General features: G+C 49.8%; 26 protein-coding genes and 1 pseudogene. 11 read left to right on the top strand and 16 right to left on the bottom strand.

Annotated elements, in window-relative coordinates; genetic code table 11:
• Positions 1-20 precede the first annotated feature (20 nt).
• The 4 genes from pepT to ACYVJM_RS00250 all read right to left on the bottom strand — a co-directional run bounded on the left by pepT (position 21) and on the right by ACYVJM_RS00250 (position 3,605).
• Positions 21-1,283: a peptidase T gene (pepT, locus tag ACYVJM_RS00265; protein WP_461146202.1), complete on the bottom strand. Its 1,263-nt coding sequence runs from the start codon at positions 1,281-1,283 to the stop codon at positions 21-23.
• A 52-nt stretch (positions 1,284-1,335) separates the two neighbouring features.
• On the bottom strand, positions 1,336-1,809 hold the full coding sequence (locus ACYVJM_RS00260) for a pyrophosphohydrolase domain-containing protein (RefSeq protein WP_461146201.1): 474 nt from the start codon (positions 1,807-1,809) through the stop codon (positions 1,336-1,338).
• Positions 1,810-1,908: 99 nt separating this feature from the next.
• The gene (locus ACYVJM_RS00255; protein ID WP_461146200.1) at positions 1,909-2,472 is read right to left on the bottom strand and encodes a hypothetical protein; all 564 of its coding nucleotides are present in this window, start codon (positions 2,470-2,472) and stop codon (positions 1,909-1,911) included.
• Between the two features lie 86 nt (positions 2,473-2,558).
• Positions 2,559-3,605: a cytochrome-c peroxidase gene (locus tag ACYVJM_RS00250; protein ID WP_461146199.1), complete on the bottom strand. Its 1,047-nt coding sequence runs from the start codon at positions 3,603-3,605 to the stop codon at positions 2,559-2,561.
• A 223-nt stretch (positions 3,606-3,828) separates the two neighbouring features.
• On the opposite strand from ACYVJM_RS00250, the gene ACYVJM_RS00245 reads away from it, so the two are divergent.
• Positions 3,829-4,740 carry a hypothetical protein gene (locus tag ACYVJM_RS00245; protein ID WP_461146198.1) on the top strand — a complete coding sequence of 304 codons (912 nt, stop codon included), beginning with the start codon at positions 3,829-3,831 and terminating at the stop codon, positions 4,738-4,740.
• A 28-nt stretch (positions 4,741-4,768) separates the two neighbouring features.
• On the opposite strand, the gene ACYVJM_RS00240 is transcribed toward ACYVJM_RS00245, so the two are convergent.
• The 3 genes and pseudogenes from ACYVJM_RS00240 to ACYVJM_RS00230 all read right to left on the bottom strand — a co-directional run.
• Positions 4,769-5,950, bottom strand: coding sequence for a M28 family metallopeptidase (locus tag ACYVJM_RS00240; RefSeq protein WP_461146197.1), 1,182 nt, complete (start codon positions 5,948-5,950; stop codon positions 4,769-4,771).
• Positions 5,951-6,058: 108 nt separating this feature from the next.
• The gene (locus tag ACYVJM_RS00235; RefSeq protein ID WP_461146196.1) at positions 6,059-8,248 is read right to left on the bottom strand and encodes a glutamine synthetase III family protein; all 2,190 of its coding nucleotides are present in this window, start codon (positions 8,246-8,248) and stop codon (positions 6,059-6,061) included.
• A gap of 128 nt (positions 8,249-8,376) precedes the next feature.
• Positions 8,377-8,496: pseudogene (locus tag ACYVJM_RS00230) on the bottom strand (glutamine synthetase); the annotation flags it as partial.
• A gap of 81 nt (positions 8,497-8,577) precedes the next feature.
• On the opposite strand from ACYVJM_RS00230, the gene ACYVJM_RS00225 reads away from it, so the two are divergent.
• The gene (locus ACYVJM_RS00225) at positions 8,578-9,708 is read left to right on the top strand and encodes an ATP-binding protein (protein WP_461146195.1); all 1,131 of its coding nucleotides are present in this window, start codon (positions 8,578-8,580) and stop codon (positions 9,706-9,708) included.
• 65 nt (positions 9,709-9,773) lie between these two features.
• On the opposite strand, the gene ACYVJM_RS00220 is transcribed toward ACYVJM_RS00225, so the two are convergent.
• The 4 genes from ACYVJM_RS00220 to aroQ form a co-directional block, all read right to left on the bottom strand.
• The gene (locus ACYVJM_RS00220; protein WP_461146194.1) at positions 9,774-10,808 is read right to left on the bottom strand and encodes a glutamine synthetase beta-grasp domain-containing protein; all 1,035 of its coding nucleotides are present in this window, start codon (positions 10,806-10,808) and stop codon (positions 9,774-9,776) included.
• Between the two features lie 331 nt (positions 10,809-11,139).
• Positions 11,140-11,715 (bottom strand): MarC family protein, encoded by a 576-nt coding sequence (locus tag ACYVJM_RS00215; RefSeq protein ID WP_461146193.1) that lies wholly within the window; start codon positions 11,713-11,715, stop codon positions 11,140-11,142.
• 75 nt (positions 11,716-11,790) lie between these two features.
• Positions 11,791-12,801, bottom strand: a complete 1,011-nt coding sequence (locus tag ACYVJM_RS00210; protein WP_461146192.1) for an aminotransferase class V-fold PLP-dependent enzyme — start codon at positions 12,799-12,801, stop codon at positions 11,791-11,793.
• Positions 12,802-12,842: 41 nt separating this feature from the next.
• Positions 12,843-13,271: a type II 3-dehydroquinate dehydratase gene (aroQ, locus tag ACYVJM_RS00205; RefSeq protein ID WP_461146191.1), complete on the bottom strand. Its 429-nt coding sequence runs from the start codon at positions 13,269-13,271 to the stop codon at positions 12,843-12,845.
• Positions 13,272-13,350: 79 nt separating this feature from the next.
• Between aroQ and xerD the strand changes: the two genes are divergently transcribed.
• Positions 13,351-14,268, top strand: coding sequence for a site-specific tyrosine recombinase XerD (xerD, locus tag ACYVJM_RS00200; RefSeq protein ID WP_461146190.1), 918 nt, complete (start codon positions 13,351-13,353; stop codon positions 14,266-14,268).
• A 1-nt stretch (position 14,269) separates the two neighbouring features.
• Here the strand turns inward: xerD and ACYVJM_RS00195 are convergent, their stop codons facing one another.
• On the bottom strand, positions 14,270-14,806 hold the full coding sequence (locus ACYVJM_RS00195; protein ID WP_461146189.1) for a hypothetical protein: 537 nt from the start codon (positions 14,804-14,806) through the stop codon (positions 14,270-14,272).
• A 76-nt stretch (positions 14,807-14,882) separates the two neighbouring features.
• On the opposite strand from ACYVJM_RS00195, the gene ACYVJM_RS00190 reads away from it, so the two are divergent.
• Positions 14,883-16,079 carry an aminotransferase class V-fold PLP-dependent enzyme gene (locus tag ACYVJM_RS00190; protein WP_461146188.1) on the top strand — a complete coding sequence of 399 codons (1,197 nt, stop codon included), beginning with the start codon at positions 14,883-14,885 and terminating at the stop codon, positions 16,077-16,079.
• 70 nt (positions 16,080-16,149) lie between these two features.
• Here the strand turns inward: ACYVJM_RS00190 and ACYVJM_RS00185 are convergent, their stop codons facing one another.
• From ACYVJM_RS00185 to ACYVJM_RS00175, 3 genes are read right to left on the bottom strand one after another with little or no spacing between them, the layout of a single operon-like run.
• On the bottom strand, positions 16,150-16,539 hold the full coding sequence (locus ACYVJM_RS00185) for a VOC family protein (RefSeq protein WP_461146187.1): 390 nt from the start codon (positions 16,537-16,539) through the stop codon (positions 16,150-16,152).
• A 5-nt stretch (positions 16,540-16,544) separates the two neighbouring features.
• Entirely contained in the window at positions 16,545-16,739 is a 195-nt protein-coding gene (locus ACYVJM_RS00180; protein WP_461146186.1) for a hypothetical protein, read from the bottom strand.
• Positions 16,740-16,795: 56 nt separating this feature from the next.
• Complete coding sequence (locus tag ACYVJM_RS00175) at positions 16,796-17,299, bottom strand: SixA phosphatase family protein (protein WP_461146185.1); 504 nt, start codon at positions 17,297-17,299, stop codon at positions 16,796-16,798.
• A gap of 257 nt (positions 17,300-17,556) precedes the next feature.
• On the opposite strand from ACYVJM_RS00175, the gene asnS reads away from it, so the two are divergent.
• The 4 genes from asnS to ACYVJM_RS00155 all read left to right on the top strand — a co-directional run bounded on the left by asnS (position 17,557) and on the right by ACYVJM_RS00155 (position 21,834).
• Complete coding sequence (gene asnS, locus ACYVJM_RS00170) at positions 17,557-18,996, top strand: asparagine--tRNA ligase (protein ID WP_461146184.1); 1,440 nt, start codon at positions 17,557-17,559, stop codon at positions 18,994-18,996.
• 72 nt (positions 18,997-19,068) lie between these two features.
• On the top strand, positions 19,069-20,151 hold the full coding sequence (locus ACYVJM_RS00165; protein WP_461146183.1) for a complex I subunit 1/NuoH family protein: 1,083 nt from the start codon (positions 19,069-19,071) through the stop codon (positions 20,149-20,151).
• Positions 20,152-20,172: 21 nt separating this feature from the next.
• Positions 20,173-20,988: an ion transporter gene (locus ACYVJM_RS00160; protein WP_461146182.1), complete on the top strand. Its 816-nt coding sequence runs from the start codon at positions 20,173-20,175 to the stop codon at positions 20,986-20,988.
• 153 nt (positions 20,989-21,141) lie between these two features.
• On the top strand, positions 21,142-21,834 hold the full coding sequence (locus ACYVJM_RS00155; RefSeq protein WP_461146181.1) for a phosphatase PAP2-related protein: 693 nt from the start codon (positions 21,142-21,144) through the stop codon (positions 21,832-21,834).
• On the opposite strand, the gene ACYVJM_RS00150 is transcribed toward ACYVJM_RS00155, so the two are convergent.
• A complete protein-coding gene (locus tag ACYVJM_RS00150; RefSeq protein WP_461146180.1) occupies positions 21,813-22,796 on the bottom strand; it encodes a BamA/TamA family outer membrane protein in 984 nt (327 codons plus the stop codon). The two genes, ACYVJM_RS00155 and ACYVJM_RS00150, sit on opposite strands and share 22 nt — an antisense overlap.
• Positions 22,797-23,130: 334 nt before the next feature.
• On the opposite strand from ACYVJM_RS00150, the gene ACYVJM_RS00145 reads away from it, so the two are divergent.
• The 3 genes from ACYVJM_RS00145 (at position 23,131) to ACYVJM_RS00135 (ending at position 25,869) form a co-directional block, all read left to right on the top strand.
• Positions 23,131-23,946: a phytanoyl-CoA dioxygenase family protein gene (locus ACYVJM_RS00145; protein WP_461146179.1), complete on the top strand. Its 816-nt coding sequence runs from the start codon at positions 23,131-23,133 to the stop codon at positions 23,944-23,946.
• 92 nt (positions 23,947-24,038) lie between these two features.
• Positions 24,039-24,812, top strand: a complete 774-nt coding sequence (locus ACYVJM_RS00140) for an SDR family NAD(P)-dependent oxidoreductase (protein WP_461146178.1) — start codon at positions 24,039-24,041, stop codon at positions 24,810-24,812.
• Positions 24,813-24,969: 157 nt separating this feature from the next.
• Positions 24,970-25,869, top strand: coding sequence for an ABC transporter ATP-binding protein (locus ACYVJM_RS00135; protein WP_461146177.1), 900 nt, complete (start codon positions 24,970-24,972; stop codon positions 25,867-25,869).
• Positions 25,870-25,873: the final 4 nt, after the last annotated feature.

Below are 25,873 nucleotides of genomic sequence, written 5' to 3'. Positions count from 1 at the left end.
GCACGGGAATGGCAACAGCCTTAGCTGCGTTCTTCCCATACCTGCGCTACGTTGACAATCACCTCAACGGCTTTCTGCATATCCTGCACCGATACCCACTCCTGCCGTGAGTGGAAGGCGTGTTCACCAGCAAAAATGTTCGGGCAGGGCAAGCCCATAAACGACAGTCTGGACCCATCCGTACCACCCCGTATGCTGCGCCGTCTGGCCGACAGCCCCGACCGCTGAATGGCTTCGAGTGCGTTGTCGACAACGGCGGGATGCTGATCCAGCACATCTTTCATGTTGCGGTACTGCTCTTTTACAACAAACTGAGCCGACGAGCCGGCATAATTGACCAGCACATCATTCAATTTATTTTGCAGGTATGTTTCCTTTTCCTGCAAACCCACTTCGGTGAAATCTCGGATGATAAACTCTAAAACGGCTTTATCCTGATTGCCTTCCAGGCGCGTGGGATGCACGAACCCTTCTTTCTCCTCCGTCGTTTCGGGCGACAGGGCATTTTTCGGTAAAACAGCCAGTACATCGGCGGCAATTTTCAGGGCATTTTCGAGTTTGCCTTTGGCAAAGCCGGGGTGCGTACTAACGCCCTGAATAGTAATCTTTACGGCATCGGCCGAGAAGGTTTCGTCTTCGAGCGTGCCCAGCGATTCTCCATCGATGGTGTAGCCAAAATCGGCTCCGAGTTTGGCTATATCCACTTTTTCGGTACCGCGTCCAACTTCTTCATCGGGCGTAAACAGCAACCGGATGCGGCCGTGCTTTATGTCCGGATGAGCCAGTAAATAGGCAGTGGCCGCCATGATTTCGGCCAGCCCGGCTTTGTTATCTGCTCCCAGCAGGGTTGTACCGCTGGCGGTAATGATGTCGTTCCCGAGCTGATTGGCCAGATCGGGGTGGTCGGCTACGCGGATAAGCTGGGTTGGATCATCCGGCAGAACGATATCGTCGCCGTTCCACTGCCGGTGAATGATGGGTTTTACCCCGGCACCGGTCACATCGGGCGAGGTATCGACATGGGAGCAAAAGCAAATCGTTGGTATGGTCGGCTTTTCAGAATTAGCCGGAATGGTGGCGTACACATAGCCCCATTCATCCATCTCGGCATCGGTAATCCCCATCTCGAGCAGTTCCTGCACCAATACCCGGCTCAGGTCTTTTTGCTTTTCGGTACTCGGGTTTGTCGTCGATTGCGGGTCCGACTGGGTGTCTATCTGCACATACCGCAGAAAGCGTTCGACTACATCGGCCTGACTTTCAGAAGCTTGATAGTTTTCCATTCAATTCTTTAGTGTATTTCAGTTACGGATTGACATCGTGCGTTCAAATCGCTTACTGAACGTTTTGCAGTATGCCTTCCAGATCGGCGGGCGAGTAATTGACGCTTTTGAGTGTTTTACGGTCGGCATCGCGGTAAACCAGGTACTTACCATCCGATTCGATATAGTGGCAGGGAACCCCTTTGGCCTGGTACTGAGCTACGGTAGCTTCGGCTTCATCAACGGTCAGGCAGGCTTTGCTCATGTTCGACCGTTGTACTTCGTCGAATAAGGTTTTGAATGAGTCGCCCAGACCAAATTCAAGAACCGCGCCCGACAGCACATACTGCAAATCGCAAAGGGCATCGGCTACGGCGACAATATCGCCTTCAGCAATGGCCTCACGAAGTTCATCCAGTTCTTCAGCCAGCAATGAAACCCGCAGTTGACTACGTGCTTCGGATGGAATTTGTGGGGTTTCTAAAATAGGGGCATGAAAGGTGCGGTGAAACTCCGCCACCTGGTTAAGTGAATCCGGCTGTTGCATAAGTTGGTGGTTTGGCGCTAAGCATGAAGAGTGTAGAATAAAGGATACAGGAATAGGCTCCTGTTCTTCACTCTACACTCTTCATGCTTAGCTAGTACGTTATTCTTCGTCCTCTTCGCTGGTAAACGAATACAGCGTGGTATCTAATGAAAGGGTGTTTGCCTGAAAATGAGCGATAAAATCTTCGATCACTTCGTCCGTTATTTCTTCAACATTCAGACACACGTCGAGCGCAATGCCATAATCGGACTCCATATCAACTTCAACGTGTTCCTGCACTTTAACCGTCTCTGTCTCTTCAATTTCCCCGATGATTTCGGTCAGGGCAGTTTCGGCTTCCTCTTCCAGCTCAGGCGTGATTTTATAATTGGGTTTGCGCTCTTCGGGCGGCACATAGGTTGGGAAGGTTTTCTGAACTTCCTCAACGGCCATCTCATAGACTAAGCTGCTATGGTGAAGCCGCAGCGTGTAAACCAGTGTATCGAAAATAACTTCCTGGCCCTGGTATTTTCCGGGAAACTGAATATGGCGGCATTCGCCTTCTTCCAGTACGTCCAGATCGTCATCTTCTACATAGATAAACGATTTGCCTTCCTGGAGGCACTCTTCTTTGAGCGCACTGATCTCCTCAGGGTCGAACCCATCATTCTTATAATTTGCCATGGGACAAAGCTACTATTTCTAAATCAGAAACCATATCGAGTTCCTGTTGGTAAGCCATTATCCGAGCGCACGGACAGCCATAGGCATTAGCGGAACGGATCGGAATATTTAGGATCCTGGGTGATGACCGCGTCGGTAAGTGTATTCAGGAACGCAATCATGGCAGCTGCCTCCTGAGGAGGTACGCCATGCGCAGGTACAGGCTGTGGGCCACTGAACATGGCATTTAAGTCGGCTATTGCGCCTGTGTGAAATAAAAACTTTCGGGTGGCAATATTCCGCAATGACCCGCTTTTGAAGCGGTTTTGCCCGTTGATGCCCGATTGAAGCGGAAATGAAAAGCCCCCGGCGGGTGTCGATGTGATGAACATAGGGGGCGTATGACAGCCCGCACAGGCAACGCCCCCTCCACCCGGACCCGGATTGGGCGCGGTCAGAAAAATCTGCTCTCCGCGCGCTTCAGCAGCCGTGAAGGTTTCTAAACCCTGTTTTACCCTGTCGTATTTCGATTGATGGGAAACGATAGATCGCTCAAATTGGGCTATCGCTTTCGCAATCCGTACCGAGTCGATTGCCGGACTGCCAAACGCTTTCTGAAATAAATCCGGATAGTAGGTGAGCGACTTGACCCGGCTTTCGAGCTCGGTCAGCGTCAGGCCCATTTCCAGCGGATTCTGGATAGGCTGAAGTGCTTGTTTTTCGACGGTAGGCGCGCGCTCATCCCAGAACATTCGTCCCGATTTGTAAAAACGGATATTAAGCAATGACATTGAATTGCGGGTTGTTCGGGCATTGGCAAACCCTTTACTCAAGGCAACATCATCGTCAAAAGCAGTAGCTTGCTTGTGACAGCTACCACAGCTGACCGTCCGATTCAGCGACAAATTCTTATCATAAAAAAGCACCCGTCCCAAGGCGGCTCCTTCATTCGTAATTGGATTATCAGCCGGGCTATTGTCCGTTGCCACCAGCGCTTGTCGAATATGCGCCGGTAGCTCAACCAGATAGTTATACGTGGCCATTTCGGGTCGGGCCGAACCAGCAGATACGGATGCGTCCAGCGGCTCACTTAGCTTGGCACACCCTTGCAGAATTAGTAAGGATATAACGAGAATGAATAGTATCTTTTTCATGTAAGACGAGTTTATATCCTTAAACGACATCTGGTTGAAAATCCTACGGCTTAGTATTCCATTTGCGCTAACTTATTGATTTTGTACCTCTAGCAGTTTTTTTTCTTAGATACACTCCCTTCCCCTATACCAATGAATTTCAGTGGACCGGCAACATCGATCGTACCATTTGCGTACCTGTCAGTATAACTTTGTTTAGTTTCCTGCAAATCCATCATTACGAATGAAACACATCTCGCTTCTTTCTTTTCTGGTCGCCTTTTGCATGTCGGCGCAGGCACAGGAGGTTGTGATCGATACAAGTTATTACGCCCCACCGCCAGTTGTGCGTCGGCGGGTACTCATGGCTGATCCCGACCAGAACCTGAACGTATCGAAAGCCCGTAAGCAAGCTGACAAACGGCACGAATTACTCGAACAGCTCGACGAGACCCAAACCTGGTATGTCGGGGCTGAAGGTGGCTTTCGGAGTGATGGCAGTATCCTGAGCAACTCCATCGATGGACTGGTGAGCACCCCCACGCAGACTAAAGTAAACTGGGGCGTTTACCTCGGGTATACCTACCGGAACGCGTGGACCTTAGAAACCGGTTATATTCAGTCGCCAACGCATCTGAATATTCGGGTTGCAAACGGCTCGAACCCACTGGTTTTCAACTACCAGAATACCGGATTCGGCATTCCATTCCGGATAAAACGGCGTATTGGCCTGGGATCACGGGCTGCCAACGGCACTGGTTTCTGGCTCACCGCAGGCGCCTGGCTTGTTCCCAACGGCAGCGGCCAGATGGGCGAATTCAGTCTGATCGGCTATACGTACCGGGGACGCAATCGCTCGGATACGATCCGACTGACCAACACAACAACCGTATCGAAACCTATTACAGGGCTTGCAGAGTTGGGTGTTGAGTATGCCGCCCGCTTATCTCCGCAACTGGAACTTGGGTTTTATACGCGTAAATACTGGGGCCTGGGCAATGCGCTCCGCTCCGACCTGGCGTATACCGTCAATAAAACGTCCTTACAAACGGCCACGGTCGTTGCCAATGGTACCGGTTGGGGGTTTGGGGCATCGTTACGATATATCTACGGTCGACAATATGAAATGAAGAAATCGGCACAATCACCCCGCTGATTTTACCAGTCCAGCAATGGTCAATTGATTAGCTCTTATCGGCTCGTGCCCACGTTCGAACAACGGCATCGGCTAGTTCGACAGCGGTGTGAAGAGGGCTCAAGTCCACATTGATCAGCGTATCGTTGGGCTGGTGAATACGAGGCATCTGTTCCTTTTCATCCAATGCACACAGTGCCATTACGGGAATTCTGTTTCGGACAAACCAGACACTATCGAAGTCGGCGGTGTGCCACTGCCCTACCCGCGCCCGATCCCGGAAGGCTTCTGTTTTGAGTAACTGACGGGCAATCCGGGTGGGCTCGTTATCATACCGGATCAGTTCGGCAGTACCGGTTTGTTCCACAACGGTGAGCGTTCCGGCACCGAGGGTATCGAAGTTTATGGCGAGAGTCTGCGTCCGGTCCCACGTTTTCCGGTGTGCTTCCACGTACTGATACGCACCAATCATACCCACTTCTTCAGCACTCGTTAAGACGACCTCAATGCTCATATCGGGCAAATTAGCCTGCCGGAGCTGATCGGCGGTAGCGAGGGCGGCAGCAACACCCGTCGCGTTATCGCTGGCTCCATTGGAATACCCTTTGCGCCAGTACCCGACTGTTCCCACTATGGCCTGAACGGCAAAGTAAGCCATCAGCGCATACCGCAGGTACATAATATAAGGTAGCCCAATTCCGGCAACTTCCAGCAACGAAGTGGCTCCGGCCAGCAGCATGAGCCATAACGATAGGATGAGTACTAACCGGAAGTTAGCCTGTTGTTTGGGTCCGTAAAGCAGGGATATCGGTGCGGTATCATAATGCGCCATCAAGATAACTTTCCGGGGAGTAGGCCCTTTTGCCGGCCACCGGCCAATTACGTTATGGGCTGTGTGCTGCACCGGAAAGCGGGTAATGAACGAATACCGCCAGTTAAAATAGAGCCATCCCAGCCAGATAAAATACCAGACCAATCCGATCGCGACGCCCGTTACCGGAATCAACGCCAGCCCGGTCAATATGCCCCCAATAAGCCAGTAAACAATGGTAGCGTACGTTTTAGGCGTGTCGAATGGCTCTTTTCGGACTACAGCACCCATGTCGGAAAGGTATCCCTGCAACAACGCAGCGGCTTTGCCTTCATTAGAGGTGGCGGCTCCCCGGTGGGGTAAGGCCGTAAGTTCCTCCAGCATTGTCTGAACCGACGGACGGCCCTGCGGAATTTTCATTACGTAACTATTTACGGGAAAGGTAATTCGACCTGTTATTCATACGGGGTTACAGGCTATGCCCGAAGATATAGCCCATAACCCCGTAAGCTCTTCAATAGTCCTGATTTACTTGACGAAGAGCAGTTCCCGGTATTTCACCAACGGCCAGTCTTCATCATCGACAACCTCTTCAAGTTTGTCCACTTCATATCGAATCAGATCGAAATGGTCTTTAACTTCAGTCGCGTAGAGTTTAGCGCGTTCGCTGGTATCATTAACATTGTTTGCTTTCTTCCGCGACTCAATCATGGCCTCTACGCCCTTTTTGATTTCGATAACACGGGTCGAGATCTCGCGCAGGATATCCTTGATCGGCTCGGCTTCGGCACTCATGCCCAATTCCACCAAATTCCGGGCCGTCTCAGCCAGCTTATTCTGGTATTTCAAGGCGGTTGAAACTACGTGATTCATGGCCAGATCGCCCATTACGCGCGACTCGATCTGCACATTTTTGATGTATTTCTCCAGCTCAATTTCGTAGCGCGACTCCACTTCGGCATGGTTCATGACACCCGTCCGCTCGAACAGGGCCAATGATTCAGGCTGTACGAACACGCCCAACGCTTCCGGCGATGATTTGATATTCGATAATCCCCGGCTGGCGGCTTCTTCAACCCACTCATCCGAGTACCCGTTTCCTTCGAACAAAATACGCTTCGAGTTGGCGTAGTACTCTTTCAGGATGTCGACGATTGCCAGTTCTTTCTTTTCACCCCGTGCCAGACGGGCATCGAGATCAAATTTGAATTTATTGAGCTGATCGGCCACAATCGCATTCAAAACCGTCATGGTAGACGCTGAATTAGCCGAACTCCCCACCGCACGAAACTCAAATTTGTTACCCGTAAAGGCAAACGGCGATGTTCGGTTCCGGTCGGTATTGTCGCGCATCAAGCTTGGAATCCGATTCAGCCCCAGTTTGTAATAGACATTATCACCTTTGTTGACCGTCACTTCCGACTTGGTTTCCAGGTCATTCAGGGTCTGCGTCAGTGCTTCGCCCAGGAATACGGACACGATGGCGGGCGGTGCTTCATTTGCCCCGAGCCGATGTTCATTCCCGGCCGAGGCAATACTGGCCCGCAGTAAATCGGCATTGTCATGAACGGCCTTGACAACATTGACCAGGAACGTTAAAAACCGCAGGCTTTCTTTTGGCTTGGTGCTGGGAGCCAGCAGATTCACGCCGGTATTGGTCCCCATCGACCAGTTATTATGCTTACCCGAGCCGTTGACACCCGCGAATGGTTTCTCATGAAAAAGCACCTTCAGGTTATGCTTTGCAGCAATTTTCTCCATCAGGTCCATCAACAACGCGTTATGATCGACGGCCAGGTTGACTTCTTCAAACGTTGGCGCTACTTCAAATTGACCCGGCGCCACTTCATTGTGCCGAGTTCGAACGGGCATACCCAGCTTCATGGATTCGAACTCAAAATCGACCATGAACGCATTGACACGCGGAGGGATCGACCCGAAATAGTGGTCTTCCAACTGTTGCCCACGGGCGGGCGCGTGCCCGAATACGGTGCGGCCTGCCAATACCAAATCCGGACGAGCATAGAATAATGCTCGGTCAACGACAAAATATTCCTGCTCAGGTCCCAGCGTTGGCGTTACTTTGGTAATGTTCCGGTCGAAATACTGGCAAACGGCCGTGGCAGCTTTATCGAGCGCATTCAGGGCTTTAAGCAATGGCGTTTTGTAATCCAGTGCCTCACCCGTATAGGAAATAAAGACGGATGGAATACAGAGCGTTTTCCCCCCGGCTCCATTATCCATCAGGAAAGCGGGCGACGAAGGATCCCAGCCGGTATAGCCCCGCGCTTCGAAGGTGTTACGCAGACCGCCATTGGGAAACGACGACGCATCAGGTTCCTGCTGCACCAGTGCACTTCCTTTGAATTTTTCGACGGCTTTCCCTTCCATCGTGATGTCAAAAAAAGCATCGTGTTTTTCGGCGGTTTCGCCGGTCAATGGCTGAAACCAGTGCGTATAGTGTGTTGCGCCTTTCGACGTGGCCCATGATTTCATGGCACCTGCCACTTCATCGGCAATATTCCGGTCAATCTGACCATTGGTGTTGATGGCTTCCGTAACTTTCAGGTACGCTTCGGGCGATAGCAAGGCCCGCATTACTTCACTGTTAAAGGTGTAACTTCCAAAAAAATCGCCGACGCGCTCAGTTGGTGCGGCTACCGGTACGGCATGGCGACTCTGAGCAACCTCAAGGGCCTTGAAACGAAAATTCGACATTGAAGAGGCTTTATGATTTAGGTTCAAAATTTTAGCCAAACATACACGCCTTATAAACAGATTACAATGGGAGGAACAAAAAAGCCCGACTACGTACGCAGTCGGGCTTTGGTATATATGGATTCTGACTAGGCTGTCTCCAGTACGTCAGCCGATTTAACGGTTTTGATAATCACAGCGGCAACTTTGTAAGGATCAGCCGCCGAGTTTGGCCGGCGATCTTCCAGACAGCCGCTCCAGCCGCGCTTTTTATAAACGTAAATAAATCTATTAGCTAATTTAACGTTAAATTAGCTAATAGATTTGTCCTTTTTACGCTAAAATAAACTATGATCCCACGTCTGTTAGCTGATAGCCTCCGTCAGCGAATTATTGAATCGAATAAAATCGTTATTCTTTATGGCCCTCGACAGGTGGGCAAGACAACGCTGATTCGTGATCTAATTAACCAATTACCATATAAATCACTGATGGTCAATGCCGACGAGTTAGTGTATCAGACAGTCTTATCGACGCGGGATTTGACTCGGATGAAATTGCTGGTTGAAGGGTATGAGTTACTTTTTATTGACGAAGCCCAGCGTATTCCCGACGTTGGGATTAATCTCAAGATTTTGCACGATGGGTTACCCGATCTGAAAATTGTTGCCACTGGGTCTTCGTCCTTCGAACTGGCCAACCGAACTAAAGAACCCCTAACTGGACGTACGTGGACATACGAGCTTTTTCCAATTTCACTGGGCGAACTGCACCTCCAGCAAAATGCCTTCTCGTTAACGCAACGGTTGGAGGAGCTACTTCAATTTGGGTCTTACCCCGATACACTTCAACTACCCAACGCAACAGATAAGGTACGATATCTACGCGAGCTGTCGTCTGCCTATCTGTATAAAGATATATTAGAGATGGCATCGATTCGTCATGCCGATAAACTTCGTAAACTATTGCAACTGCTCTCTTTTCAAATGGGGTCAGAAGTATCACCCAGTGAATTAGGGACAACGCTCGGCATGAGCAAAGACACTGTCAATACCTATATCGATCTACTGGAAAAGGCATTTGTCGTCTTTCGTCTATCAGGTTTCAGTCGAAATCTTCGAAAAGAAGTTAGCAAAATGGATAAGATTTATTTTTATGATCTAGGTATCCGTAATGTACTGATCGATAATTTCCAACCACTCGAATTACGAACAGATGTAGGAGCTTTATGGGAAAATTTTCTGGTCATCGAGCGTCGTAAACGAAACGCTTACAAAGGGCTTTTTGTCAATACGTACTTTTGGCGCACCTACACAGGTGCTGAACTCGATTATATTGAAGAAGCTAATGGCCAGCTGACGGGATTTGAGTTTAAGTTCTCAAGAAAATCGGCCAAAGTACCAGCCTCCTGGATAGACAATTACCCCGGCTCCACATTTCAGGTAATTAATCAGGACAACTACCTACCTTTTCTCCTATGAATGAACTCATTAACAAAAAAGCCCGACTACGTACGCAGTCGGGCTTTGATATATATGGATTCTGACTAGGCTGTTTCCAGTACGTCAGCCGATTTAACGGTTTTGATGATCACAGCGGCAACTTTGTAAGGATCAGCCGCCGAGTTTGGCCGGCGATCTTCCAGCCAGCCTTTCCAGCCGCGCTCCACCGTAGCGATGGGGATACGGATCGAAGCACCCCGGTCGGAGATACCGTACGAGAACTGATCGATCGACTGGGTTTCGTGTTTACCCGTCAGGCGCTGTTCGTTGTCTGCACCGTAAACGGCGATGTGTGCTTTGATCACATCAGCAGGCGAGAACGACTGGCAAATTTTGTCGTAAACCTCTTTGCTTCCCGATGTGCGCAGAGCGGTGTTCGAGAAGTTAGCGTGCATACCCGAACCATTCCAGTCGGTAGCACCCAGTGGCTTACAATGCCAGTTGATTGAAATGCCGTATTTCTCTCCGATACGCTCCAGCAGATAACGGGCTACCCAAATCTGGTCACCGGCATCTTTAGCTCCTTTGGCAAAAATCTGGAACTCCCACTGACCCGTGGCTACTTCAGCATTGATACCCTCAACATTTAACCCAGCTTCCAGACATACATCCAGGTGCTCTTCAATGATGTTCCGACCATAGGCATTCTGAGCGCCTACCGAGCAATAATAGGGTCCCTGCGGACGAGTTGGGAACCCTTCGGCCGGGAAACCAAGTGGCTTGTCAATAGCCATATCCCACAGGAAGTACTCCTGCTCAAAGCCAAACCAGAAATCGTTATCATCATCCTCAATCGTAGCACGGCCATTCGAAACGTGTGGCGTACCGTCGGCATTGAGAACTTCACACATCACGAGATAACCGTTCTTACGCTGTGGATCAGGGCAGATAAATACCGGCTTCAACAGACAGTCCGAAGAACCACCCTCAGCCTGTCCGGTCGATGAACCATCGAACGACCACATTGGGCAATCTTCGAGGCTACCCGAGAAATCAGCCTCAATTTTAGTTTTGGAACGTAAGCTTTGGGTGGGCTTGTAGCCGTCGAGCCAAATGTATTCTAACTTAGCCTTTGCCATGATGTACAAGTGGATTAATTGAATAGGGGTTTTGTCACAATACTTTCAGCAAATATAGTATGGGTTTGCAATAAAAAATAAATGCCATTAGTGCCTTATACCGTATTTCTTACTGATTTTAAGGAATTATTATAATTAAAGTTCGTTCTGTACAGTATTTTACAACATTTGGCTTCATTTTTTATCAGTTTATAATTTTAACCAGCTATCTAAAAAAATGACACCTATATACTCAAAGTTGCTATGAGTATATAGGTGTCAACGAATAAAATGGTAATATTCCTTACAAATCCCTTTTTCGAAATACCTGCATATCAGGCAGTAGCAGTGCTTACAAACCAGGCATCAGGTTTGTTTTGAAGAGCTTGATGGCAATTGCCAGCAGAATAATTCCGAATATCTTGCGCAATACCGCCAGCCCGCCCGATCCTAGTCGGGTTTCGAGCCAGCCCGATGATTTAAGTACCACGTAAATCAGCACGAGATTGAGCACAATCCCAATGACAATGTTGAGCGTCTGGTACTCGGCCCGTAATGAAATGATAGTCGTTAGGGTTCCTGCTCCGGCAATCAGTGGGAAAGCAATCGGAACAATATGAGTAGCCCCGCCACTGGTTTCTTCCGATTTAAAGATGGTTCGCCCCAGGATCATTTCCAGACCGATCAGAAAGATGATCAGCGCCCCCGCAACAGCAAACGATTGAACATCGACACCGAATAATTTCAGAATCTTTTCCCCAACAAACAGAAAAGAGATCATTAACACACCCGATGCAAAGGTGGCCCGCTCCGATTCTATTTTACCGGCTTTTTTGCGAAGGTCTATGATTACGGGCAACGACCCGACAACGTCGATTACGGAGAAGAGAATGAGCGTAACCGAAACAATTTCTTTTAAACTTAACATGGTAGGACAAAAACAGGCTGTTTGTTAGGTATCTACTCAATAAGCGGCTTTCTGGCCGCTGCGCCTGTTCGTGCCTTAGTATGACCGAAGAAACTGCGTTAAGGTTCCAATCTCTTCGTCCGTAATGGCGGGGAAGTTGGCAATTCGGAAGGTTGTGCTCTTCCAGTCGCCGTAGCCGTTACCCAACGTAATACCCTTCTGCTGAGCCGCTTTCTTTACGATAGCCACTTCCTGCTCGTGGCCCTGCACCGCAATAACGGTGTCGGATCGGGTGGCGGGGTCGTTGATCAGCAGACGGAAGGGGGTTGACGACATCTCCTTCTCAACGAACGTATACCAGTCGGCAGCCCGCCTTTTTGTAATCTCATCCACAAGACCGATGGGCGGTAGTTGCTGTAACACCCGCATCAGCATATAGATGCCCAAGCCGTTAGGCGTATATGGCGTTTGAAATTTCGAGAAATTCTCGTGAATAAACAGGAGACTATTGTAATGGGCGTTCTCCCCTATTTCTTCGGCCCGTTTTAGTGCCGCAGGAGAGTATACAAGCACCGCCAAGCCAGCCGGCAGCCCAAAACATTTCTGAACGGAGGCAAACCAGACGTCGGCCAGCGACCAGTCGAATTTAATACCTGCCATGGACGAAACGGCATCGACGGCAATCAGGGCAGAAAAGTCCCGGCGAAACTGGGCCAGCGTCTCCATTGTTACCTGCGTACCATTGGAGGTCTCATTCTGCACAATACACAGTACATCGGCGTCGCTCAAACTGACCGGAGGTTTTATCTTGTAGGCGTACTCTGCCCATTTTTTACCAAAGGCGCCATTGTAAGGGTGCAGGCTGGATACGACCGTGAGCGACTGAGCCACAATTTCCCAGCATTCCGTGGCCGATGATACCAGGGCGATATGGTAATCGGTCGGAATGTCGAGTTTTTCGTGCAGCAGACTGACGGTATCTTTCACAATATCCATGAACCCGGCACTGCGATGATTGAGGCTTACAATGCCCTGGTGCACCGCATCAGCCGCATAATCGGCTACCTGCGGGTAAACTTTCGACGGACCGGGGTAGAAAGTGATCATTATGATGTATGATGTATGATTTACGAAAAATATAGCCTACATCATACATTAGACATCACTAAGTACCGCACCGCCATCTCGTATCCCATCAGGCCCAGACCAACGACGACGCCTTTGCATTTTGCCGATAAATAGCTGTGGTGCCGGAATGACTCGCGGGCGTGAACGTTGGAAATATGCACCTCTACAGCCGGTGCCGTCACAGCCGACAGGGCATCGGCAATGGCAATGGAAGTGTGGGTATAGGCGCCGGCATTGATAACAATTCCATCGACGTCGAAGCCCAGTTCGTGAATTTTATCAATCAGTTCGCCTTCGTGATTCGACTGAAAATACCGAAGTTGCACGTCGGGAAACATGGCTTCGAGCGTTTCCAGATACTCCACGAAGGAGCGATTTCCGTATATTGTCGGTTCGCGCTTGCCCAACAGGTTGAGATTGGGGCCGTTAATGATTAACAGTTGTTTCATATAATGTATGATGGTCAATGAATAATGTTTAATGGACCAGAGGAATAAAAAACTACTCAACCATTATTCATTCACTCCTATGTGGCAAAGTTATATAAACGCCTTTAAGAACTACCTCAAACTCGAGCGGTCGCTGGCCGAAAATTCGGTGGAGGCTTATCTGCATGATGCCGAAAAATTATACGAATACATACTCCTGACCGACCCCGCTCAGACGCCAATACAGGTTACAGAGAAGGAATTGATGAACTTTCTGAAGTATCTGGGGGAGTTGGGTCTATCGGCGCATAGCCAGGCCCGGATGCTGTCGGGTATAAAATCGTTTTTCAAGTACCTGCTACTGGAAGGATTAATCCAGCGTGACCCTACTCAGCTGTTGGAATCGCCTAAACTGGGCCGAAAGCTTCCCGACACCCTGAGTTTTCCTGAAATAGAAGATATACTGGCCGCCATTGACCTCTCGACGCCCGGCGGCACCCGCGACCGCGCCATGCTGGAAGTCCTGTATAGTTCGGGACTGCGTGTGTCTGAACTGCTAAACCTCCGCCTGACAAACTGTTTTTTTACCGAAGGTTTTGTGCGTGTTTTGGGCAAAGGGGATAAAGTACGACTGGTGCCAATCGGCGAGGATGCCATGCATTACACCCGTATTTATGTGGAACACGTTCGGCAAAAGCTGGAAGTACAGAAGGGCGATGAGGATACAATTTTCCTCAATCTGCGCGGCAAGCAGCTCTCGCGCATTTCGGTCTTTACAACTATAAAAAAACTGGCCTCTGAAGTCGGCATTAAAAAGACGATCAGTCCTCACACTTTCCGGCATTCGTTCGCTACGCACCTCATCGAAGGGGGCGCCGATTTGCGGGCTGTCCAGCAAATGCTTGGTCATGAATCCATTACAACGACCGAAATCTACACCCACCTGGATCGGGATTATTTACAGCAAACTCTGAAAGAGTATCATCCAAGGGCAAAGGGACAACGGGTGCAGCGGTAAATCAGGCTTCGACAGATGCTTTTTCGCCAACAAAATGCTGATGCGCGTGCTTGAACAAGACGTTAAACGAGGTCAGGCTACCGTACATTCGGGTGATATACTGCTGAATGTTTACCTTTTCCTCATCGTCGATAGTACTGGCATTGACGCGTTGTTCCAAAACCCGAAGGCGGTCGCGCACCATCACGATTTTATGGAAAAAGGCATCAATCGGCATTTCTTTCGAGGACAAATCGGCTCGGCCGGGTTTAAGAATAAGCTTGCCTCCTTTCCATTTATCGCCCAACGGAACAACTTCTGTCTGGTCTGCCCAGCGCTGAAGAATGCGCCCCAATGACTGCTCAACATCGAATAAGCTTACCAGATCGCTATCCGGCTCTATAGCCTCAACGATGGTCAGGGGTGTGTCGAATTTAAGTATCTTCACCCCCTGTTCGAGGAAGGTGACGATGTACCCATTCGATTTTAGATTGATAACGACTCCGTTGCCGAACTCATCGTGCTGAATGCGTGAACCAATGCCCAATAGGGTATTCATAAAAGAAACCGTTTATACATTTCATCGTCGTATTTACAAACCCCGTGCCAGAATAACTTAACCGATCAGTCTCCCTATGCTAACTGCCGCGTCACAATTAACTTCCCAAAAAGATAAATTTTCCCTTACAGACGGTATTCACTACCTGAACTGTGCCACTCGCTCTCCCCTCAGCCAGGTGGTTGGGCAGGCAGGCCACGACGCGGTTCACCGCGACAGCAATCCTTTTGGCCTGCGTCCCGACGACTTTTTCAGCGCTGCCATTCGTGTCCGAAGCTTATTCTCGCAACTGATTAACAATCCCGATCCGGATCGCATTGCGGTGGTTCCATCTGTTTCGTATGGCATGGCCGTGGTAGCCAGAAATTTAGCCCAGAAGCCCGGCATCAGGGCCGGCCAGCACATTGTGCTTGTTGGCGGTGAGTTTCCCAGCGATGTATACGCCTGGGATCGTGTATGTGCGGAAGTTGGCCTGACAATCAAAACGGTGCTTATGCCTGAGGAATTTCCCCGAGGGCCACGCTGGAACGAACGCCTGCTTGACGCGATTGACAGCGACACCGCACTGGTTATTGCGCCACCTGTTCACTGGATGTATGGTATCTGTTTCGACCTGGAAGCCATTGGGCAACGGGCGCGCGAAATGGGTGCCTGGTTAGCGGTTGATGGTACGCAGGCCATCGGCGCATTGCCGTTTGATCTGACGGCAGTCCAGCCCGATGCCGTTGTTTGTGCAGGGTATAAATGGCTGATGGGTCCCTACTCTCTTGGTCTGGCTTATTTTGGCCCAGCCTTCGATGAGGGCGTACCCCTGGAAGAAGGCTGGATGAATCGACTCGACAGCAATCAGTTTCATAAACTGATGGATTACCAGCCCGTTTACCGACCCAAAGCATATCGGTATAACGTAGGCGAACACACGAATTTTATTCAAATGCCCATGCTCGAAGCCTCTCTGGAGCAACTTCTCGACTGGCAGCCAGAGCGAATTCAGGTGTACACCAGCGAACTCATGCAGCATGTCTGGCCAGCACTTGAACAACTTGGTTGCCAGGTAGAACCGCTTCACGGAACTCAGGGACGAAGCCACCATCTGGTTGGCCTCTGGCTACCCGAGCACACCGATTCGATGGCCGTTCAGCAGGCATTACAAGCAGAAAAGGTATCTGTATCAGCCAGAGCCAAAGCACTCCGCATTGCCCCGCATGTCTACAACACGCCCGAGGATGGGGACGCACTGGTTCGGGTATTAACAAAGGTATTAGCTGCGTAGAGACGCAACCCTTTGCGTCTCCTCGTGCGAAAGCCACCGTTGTGAGAAAGAGACGCAAAGGGTTGCGTCTCTACAGTTCGTAAAACTCTAATGGCAAATTGTCCGGATCGGCAAAGAACGTAAATCGCTTTCCGGTATGGGCATCTACCCGAACAGGCTCGGTTTCTACACCATTTCTGTTCAGGTGTGCGATAGCCGCATCGAGGTCCGGGACAGAAAAGGCCAAATGGCGAAGTCCCAGCGCTTCGGGACGGGACGGGCGTTTGGGCGGGTCTGGAAATGAAAATAACTCAATAATGTACTGGCCGTTGAGAGCCAGATCGAGTTTGTACGAATTTCGCTCAGCCCGGAAGTATTCGCCGACGATCGACAGCCCAAGTATATCCGTATAAAATCGTTTCGAGGTTTCGTAATCCGAGCAGATGAGGGCAATGTGATGGACAGCCGCAAGATTGAGCATAGGGACTATGGTGTCAGTAAAGTATCAATAGCCAATGTATCGGTCGCTACACCATCTTTTGCCGTAGGTAATGCTCGTTCAACTTCCCGGCGTTTGTTCCAGGGTGCCGTAGTCCGACGGCCCATGTCGATGGCAATTAGAATGACAATAGACGTAAAAAGAATAAAAACGGTGACAAAAATCTTACGGTTTCGGTTCATACCAAGCTTCTGGTTATTTGGGTAATGCAGAATCTACAGCTACAGGATGACATCAGTTATTCCTGAGGAAGTCGCCGGGGGGCAATTTCAAACGCCACGCTGCCTGTCCGACCCGAGACTTCGGCCCAGTTCACGTCATCAAAGGTAATGGCCACAACAGCTCCTTTGCTCATCGAGCCGATGTTCTGATGCGTTAAAAACTCAACCAGGTACGACACATCGGGATTGTGCCCCACGATCATTGCCGATTTCAGGTCGTTTGGTAATGCATTGATGGCGGCCAGATACGCTTTGGGCCCGCCGTCGAATAACAGGTCGTTTAACTGAATCGTTGTCGGGTCGTACCCGATCTGCTCAGCAATCACATTGGCCGTGTCTTTGGCGCGGGGGGCGGTACTGCTGATCAGTACATCGGGGGTAATGGACTTCCCATGAAGGTAACGGCCCATACGGGCGGCTGCCATGATTCCTTCAGATGTTAGTTGACGCTCATGATCAGACATGAACATGGTCCGATCTTCGGCTTTTGCATGTCGAACGATAAAAAGTGTAATTGGCATATTCAGAGAAAGGTAGGACGCAAAAATAATAGGCTACTGAGCAGCTAACTAGCCCACGGCCAACAAGTTTCCCAAATACCGTTTTATTTAATATGTATGCATACAAAAATGAAGTAAAAGTCGATGGCTCCTATTGACGCACAAACGTTCCAGATCTGGTCTGCCCAACTTTACAGGTGTACGAATCTATTTCTGGGCGTTTCGCGTGACAATCCGTACTTTTGCGCCCACAATCACTATCCGGTCGCTGTTTTAGTATGAGTTATCAATCCATTCAACAGTTATTAAAAAACGCCCAAACTGGCACAGAAGTGACCGTTAAGGGCTGGGTACGCACCAAGCGGGAAAGTAAAAACGCGGTCTTTATTGCGCTTAACGATGGCTCCACTATCCATACAATTCAGGCAGTGGCCGAAGCCGGTCAACTGCCCGAAGAAACACTGAAACTGATTACGACCGGTGCTTGTCTGGCCGTTACGGGTCAATTGGTGGAATCGCAGGGGGCCGGGCAGGCGGTTGAAGTAAAAATTGCTGACGTGACTATTTATGGCGCTGCCGATCCGGATAAATATCCGCTGCAGCCCAAACGGCACTCGCTGGAGTTTCTGCGCGAAATTGCCCACCTTCGGCCACGCACTAACACATTCAGTGCAATTTTACGCATCCGGCATGCGCTGGCCTTTGCCGTTCACAAATACTTCAACGACAACGGGTTCTACTACCTGAACACTCCCATCATTACGGCTTCCGATGCCGAAGGTGCCGGGGAAATGTTCCGGGTTACGACTCTCGATGCCATAAAACCACCTTTAACCGAAGAGGGTAAAGTTGATTATAGCCAGGATTTCTTTGGCCGCGAAACCAACCTTACCGTATCAGGCCAGTTGGAGGGCGAACTGGGCGCACTGGCGCTGGGTAAGATATATACATTTGGCCCCACGTTCCGGGCCGAAAATTCCAACACCACCCGCCACCTCGCCGAGTTCTGGATGATTGAGCCCGAAATGGCCTTCTTCGAACTGGAAGACAACATGAATCTGGCCGAGGATTTTGTCAAAACCGTGATTCGGTACGCGCTGCAGCATTGCGCCGATGACCTTGCCTTTCTGGACACACGGCTGAAAGACGAAGAGAAAACCAAAAAGAAAGAGGAACAAAGTGAATTAGGTTTACTGGAAAAACTTCAGTTTGTCATCAGCAACGAATTCGTTCGGCTGACGTATACCGAAGCCATCGACATTCTGGTGAACTCCAAACCAGCGAAGAAAGGACAGTTCCAGTATGAAGTAAGCTGGGGCGTCGATCTACAGTCGGAGCATGAGCGGTATCTGGTGGAAAAACACTTTAAGAAACCGGTAATCCTGACCAACTACCCCCGCGAAATAAAGGCGTTTTACATGAAGCAGGACCCGGATGGTAAAACGGTTCGGGCCATGGACGTTCTCTTTCCCGGTATCGGCGAAATCATTGGCGGTTCACAACGTGAAGATGATCTCGACAAACTCACCACCCGAATGCAGGAAGTTGGTATTGAACCAGAAGCGCTGTGGTGGTACCTGGATACCCGCCGGTTCGGGTCGGCACCCCACGCCGGCTTTGGCCTCGGCTTTGAGCGGCTGGTATTGTTCGTAACGGGCATGGGCAACATCCGCGATGTGATTCCCTTCCCGCGTGCTCCGAAAACAGCTGAATTTTAGGGTAGTGCCGGGCCTCCCGCCCGGTAGTGAAACCACTTTAACCGATCCGGGTCAGAGGCCCGGCACTACATTATGCTTGCACTCCCCATTTTTCTCGCGCTGGCTTCTGGCTTTGTGGTCGTTGGTGTTTATACGGAACGTAAGGTTTCTGCATTCATGCAGGACCGTCTCGGTCCGATGGAAACGGGAAAATGGGGACTGCTTCAGCTTTTTGCCGACTTACTGAAACTCCTTCAAAAAGAGGATATAGTACCCACAGCGGCCGACCGTCGGCTTTTTCTGCTGGCTCCGGCCATTATTTTCGCTTCAGTCTTTGCAGGCTTTGCGGTGCTACCCCTTACACCAGATTTACAGGGTTCGGGGGCTTCCGTTGGGGTTTTTTACCTGATGGCCATTGTTTCCTTCGATGTGGTTGGTATCCTGATGGCGGGCTGGGGCTCAAACAACAAGTACTCGTTATTCGGCGCCATGCGGTCGGTGGCCCAGATCATCTCCTACGAAATTCCGCTCGGGCTCACGATTCTGTGTGTGGTCATGATATGTCAGACCCTTAATTTACAGACCCTGAGTTTTCAGCAGGGTATTTACACCCACGAAACAAATTACCTTTTTGGCTTAAAAGCGTTGGGGGTCGATATTACCGGCTGGGGCGGCATTTTCTCCTGGAACATCCTCCGGAACCCGTTTTTACTCATTGCTTACGTCATATTCTTCATTTGTACACTGGCCGAAAGTAATCGGGCTCCGTTTGATCTGCCCGAAGGCGAATCTGAAATCGTAGCCGGCTTTCATACCGAATATTCGGGGATGCGCTTTGCGTTGCTCTACCTGTCCGAGTACGCTATGATGCTGCTGGTCTCTTTTCTGGGAGCCGTCCTGTTTCTGGGAAGCTGGAACACGCCCCTGCCCAACATCGGCCCGGTTAGGCTGGCCGACTGGACAAGCGGAGCACCCGGTACACTCTGGGGCAATCTGACGGGTGGATTCTGGTTGCTTTCCAAAGTATTTTTTGCCGTGCTGCTGCAAATGTGGGTGCGCTGGACATTCCCCCGCGTTCGGGTCGATCAAATGATGTATTTATGCTGGAAAGTGCTGACGCCCGTTGGGCTGGTTCTGCTGCTGATTTCGGGCATCTGGCGATTGTTAATGGTGTAAGCTTAAAACGAAACCAGTAATATGGAATCCGGATGGCAACGTTTTCGGCACCGGCTGCACGAAATAATCTTCGAGGCCGACACCTGGGCTGGTCGGGCTTTCGACATTTCCCTGCTTTTCCTGATCATGCTGAGTGTACTCGCGGTTATTCTGGAGAGCATACCGTCATTGGCCCGCTCGTATGGGCAGTACTTCGATAAAATTGAATGGCTTTTTACGGGACTGTTTACCATCGAATATTTACTCCGAATCATCAGTATCCGCAAGCCACTGCGGTATATGAGCAGCTTTTTCGGACTCGTGGACCTGTTGGCTATTTTACCGAGTTACCTCGGATTGTTTCTGTTTGGCGCGCATGAGCTGGCGGCTGTCCGTATTCTTCGGCTGCTGCGTATTTTCCGAATTCTGAAATTGGGCGAATACACCTCTGCGGCTTCTATCCTCGCCTATTCGTTGCGGGAAAGCCGCGCCAAGATCACTGTCTTCTTCGTAGCAATTTTTACCCTGGTTATTACGCTTGGTTCCATGATGTATGTAGTAGAGGGGCACTCCAACGGATTCGAAAGCATTCCTTTGAGCATCTACTGGGCAGTGATCACAATAACTACCGTTGGCTATGGTGATATTGTACCCAGCACAGCCATGGGTAAGTTCATTGCTACCCTGATCATGCTGCTCGGGTACGTAATCATTGCGGTGCCAACCGGAATTGTGGCGGTTAGTCTGACAGCGGCCAACAAAAAGCATGACATTTCAACTCAGGCTTGTCCCAATTGCGGGCGACAGGGCCATGACCCCGATGCGGTTTACTGTAAATACTGCGGCAGTGCTCTATAAGTTACCGAACAGCTTTTCCACCAGCCTAAGCCCGATTTTCTACGTTTAAAGCCTACCGTCCGGTTAACTATTATCGACGAGTTGAGTTCGATTAGAAGATAAACGATAATTTTTCTTTCTACTTCGTAAATTTGCGGCCTTTTACAGGTTTACATGTCAATTCTTACACCCAATCCAATCGGCGATTTTGTCTGGCAAAAAGCCTGGCAATTCCCGGCATTTCGCAGGAAGTTCATCCTGGGCGTCATTCTCATCCTGATTTTGCTGCTCACATTTCCGTATTTTTTCCAAACGATCCAACAACATTCGGGCCCGGTCTTGAACGACTGGGTTCTTGACCAGCTGCCGGCCCAGGATGTATCTCTTGGTATCTTTTTATCAATCTGGGCAACGGCTTTGTTACTAGTTATCCGTGCCCGACGCAGCCCGGCCATTTTCATGCTGTTTATTTATGGCTACCTGATTGTTAGTTTGTCCAGAATGATTAGCATCAACCTGGTACCGCTCGATCCGCCGGTAGGGCTTATTCCGTTGATTGACCCGCTGAGTAATGCCTTTTACGGCAAGACGTTCATCACCAAGGATTTGTTTTATTCAGGCCACACCTCCACCATCTTCCTGATGTTCCTGTGTTTACGCCGACGGTGGGACCGTCTGTTTGCCCTGATCGGCACCCTTATCGTCGGTAGTTTGCTGCTTGTGCAGCACGTTCATTACACTATTGATGTACTGGGTGCATTTGTCTTTACCTACCCATTATACTGGCTCGGCAAGAAGTTCGCCTTGAGCGGCTGGAATACGCTTGATACCGAAAGGAATGACGATCAGAACGCTTCGCCTAATTGAAAATACAGTCCGTGAGAACGACTTTGTCCGATTCCCCAACCATAATCGACGCGGAGGTTGAGTCGTTCTTTCCGGTTAAGCGCCAGCCGTAGTCCTCCGCCATAGGAGTAGTTTAAGGCCTGAAAATTCAGATCGCTCAACTCATTACCCACGTTACCGATCCCGGCAAACCCTACGGCCCCAATTCGCCAGATCAGTGGAATCCGGTATTCTGCCTGGACCACGACCTGGTTTTTACTTCGGTAACGGCCGTCGTAGAACCCTCTCATGCTGTTGGAACCGCCAAAACTCGCTAGACTCCGTAAGGGAACATCGCCCGCGTTAAAAAAGCCGTAGGCCTGAATGGCTAGCACCTGCTGCCGGTAAAGCTGAATAAATCGCCGGAAGTCAATCACGTAATTGGTGTAGCGGAAATCTGAGCCCAGGACCGGCGAAAAGGTATTGAAATAAATTTGCAGAAAACCTCCCTTATCCGGCGCAAAGGCATTATTCCGGGAATCGTAGGTAATACTTAACCCACCACCAGACACATGGTATGGGTCTCGACCGGGCACTGCCAACTGGTCGAAAAGTCCGCCAGGTTGATAGTCGACATCCAGTAAACGCTGGTATTCATACAGTATACCGACAAAGATCCGCTCTCTGAGTTTGCGTTGTGCATGCAGGTAAACGTAGTACTGTTGAAAGGTGTAGGCTTCTTCCTGCCGATCCGGCGCGTGTTTACCAAGCCCCCAAAACTTATCGGGAAAATGGCTGTAAGACAACTGGTAATTTAGGATGACCCGTTCGCCGGGGAAATAGGTTGTCCCATTGATGGCCGCGATAAATTGTTTCCGCAAAGAGTACAGGGCAAGCATCTGCGCATTGGATGTTCGGGTAATCGTATCGTGCCGATTGAATCGAAACGTGAAAGACCCAGCTAACCCAATTGACCAATCTGTTTCGATAGAGCGGGCAATCAAGGGTAGAAGTAGGGCATTTCTGGTTTTTATGAGTTGATTTGGTACGGGTTCATGAGGCAACTTTAAACTATCCGACTGGCCGAATAACGGTACCGAACCTACTAGCAACAGGCTGATTAACAGCAAAATCGACCTTTTATATAGTAAACTATGCACTAGAACTAGAATGACCGTTTATTAAAGTCACATTAATTAAATTGCGGCAAAGTAATCCTAAAATTGTAAATTTCGTAGATTTGAGCCTTTAATAAACCGTTAAACTTGCGCTCCTCCAGTTAGAGCGCGGTCGCCGGTCGGCATCAAGGATGGAACCTCCGAATTGTAAACCACCGATATGAGCAAATTAAACTTGCCGCCCTTTACATTGGGCGAAACGATTACCCCCGAACAACGCCAGTTTTTCAACAAAAATGGCGTCATCGTATTTCGTAATTTTATTCACCCCGAAACCGTTAAGTTATTCATCAGCGAGGTTGAACGAATAGAGAAAGAATGGCTGGCCGAAGGGCGTGATAAAGTTAATGGTGTGCCCCTTAAATTCGGGCAGGACGAAGCGGGAAACCCAATGATTCAGCGGATGTGCTTTTTGTCACAGCACAGCAATGTCCTTCATGAATTTTTGCAGGACCCACGTCTGCAAGCTGTTGTTGACCTGCTCCAACCTTACGAAGGTCGCATCGCCGAAATCGAAAAGGATGGCCTGATCCTGAACCACTATGTTCGGACACCTAACAGTAAGTTTTCGCAGATGGGCTGGCATACAGATAGCCCCCGCGATATTTTCCTGGGTCAGCGGATCATGCCGATGCTGAACGTAGGCATTCACCTGAATCCAACTCCCTACGAGAACGGTGGATTACGGGTAATTCCGGGTACGCACAAGCAGGGCCTCTTCAAGATGCTGTTCCGCAAAAAGTATTTTGTCGATAACGATCCTGATAAGCAGGAAATCGGTTTCGATATAAATGCGGGCGACCTATCGGTTCACGATGGGCGGCTTTGGCACCGGGCTCAGCAGTCGCCTTTTGTGGGCGAAGCCAGCCGTCGGCGGGTGATGTACGTTCCCGTTGTAACGGGCAAGTACATGCCGAAACACGAAAACAGCAAGACCCCATTCTACCACCGGTTTATCTCTAAAGTAAACATTTAACAGGTAATAGGTGGTAAAGCAGTAAGTGGCTGACGCGTTTTCACAACATGCGTCAGCCACTTACTGCTTTACCACCTATAAATTAATATCTTATGGCCTACGCCTTAATTACAGGAGCCAGCAAGGGCATTGGCCTGGCTATTGCCCGGGAACTGGCCCGACAAAAAGTTGATCTGCTGCTCATCGCCCGATCCGAATCGCTGTTGCAGCAGGTGGCAGGTCAGTTAGCGAACGAACACGGAATCAAAACCGATTACCTGGCCGTTGATCTGGCCGAAACGGGTGCCGCCCAGCAGGTTTTCGACTGGTGTAGCCAAAAACAGTACCCTGTTTATATGCTCGTCAACAATGCGGGTTACGGTCTTAGTGGCCCCTTTGAGAAACACGCCCTTGCTGAGCACATCAACATGATGAATGTCAACATGACGGCACTCATTGAACTGAGCTACCTGTTCCTTCCGCAGCTTAAACAACAGCCTAAAGCATATATCCTTAATATTGGCAGTTCAGCGGCTTATCAGGCGGTGCCGAAGTTAAGTCTCTATTCAGCATCTAAATCCTTCGTTCTTCAATTTAGCCGTGGGCTCCACCAGGAGCTAAGACGTACGTCGGTTTCGGTGACCTGTGTCTGTCCAGGCTCCACCGATACTAACTTTGTTGACCGGGCACAGATTGGCGACAAAGGTCGAAAAGCCGCCGAAAAAGTAAATATGACACCCGAGGAGGTTGCCCGGCAGGCTGTAAAGGCCACACTGGCCGGTAAGACCGAAGTTGTAACGGGACTGTTGAATAAAGCCGGAAAATTCATGGCCTGGTTACTCCCCAAAGGCCTGGTGGAACAAACTGCCGGAAGCATTTACGAGTAAACAACGGCCTTAAATCTGGAAACGACTGCTCTGATTATCAGAGCAGTCGTTTTTTTATGCCCTCAACAACCATTTAGCTATGTTTTGCAACCACTTAACCTAAAACGTCATCGGTTCTGGTATTCACGTTTATTTTTGGCTAAAACACCCTCTTCCTATGCAACTGATTATTCAGCACTTATCAAAAACTTACGCCAGCGGTCGTAACGCCGAACCCGTAAAAGCGTTAGACGACGTATCATTGACTATTCCAATGGGTATGTACGGATTACTCGGCCAAAATGGTGCTGGCAAATCGACGCTGATGCGGACGCTGGCTACCTTACAGGATGCTGATTCGGGTACCGTCATGCTGGATTCCCTCGATGTGCTGAATCAGAAAGACGCCGTTCGGCGGGTGTTAGGGTACCTGCCCCAAGAGTTCGGTGTATACCCAAAAGTATCGGCAACCGATCTGCTCGACCACCTTGTTGTTTTAAAGGGAATTACCAATGGTCGGGAACGGAAGGAGTTAGTAGAAGCTCTCCTGCACCGGGTGAATTTATTTGAACACCGTAAAAAAGCCGTTAGTAGTTATTCGGGGGGTATGAAGCAGCGGTTTGGCATTGCTCAGGCGCTTATTGGCAATCCCAAACTAATTATTGTGGACGAACCCACCGCTGGCCTCGACCCCGGCGAGCGTAACCGCTTTTATAACCTGTTGTCTGAAATTGGTGAGAATGTAATCGTGATCTTGTCAACGCACATTGTACAGGACGTCATGGAACTGTGCAACAACATGGCCATCATTCACCAGGGGCGGGTCTTGTACAGTGGTACACCCACGGCATCGGTAGCGGAGTTGAAAGGCAAAATCTGGGAGAAGTCGATCCCCAAAAGTGAACTGTCAGACTATCACCAGCGCTATACGGTCATATCGAATAAACTCGTTGCCGGAAAGCCCCTCGTACATATCTACAGCGAATTAACGCCGGATGATGGCTTTCAGCCAGCCCAGCCTGACTTGGAAGATGTCTTCTTCTCTACGATCCAGGCCGATGCGCCGGTTATACGCTAATAAG

The sequence above is a fragment of the Spirosoma pulveris genome, from assembly GCF_054781875.1.
This window is presented reverse-complemented; position numbering and strand designations above follow the sequence as displayed.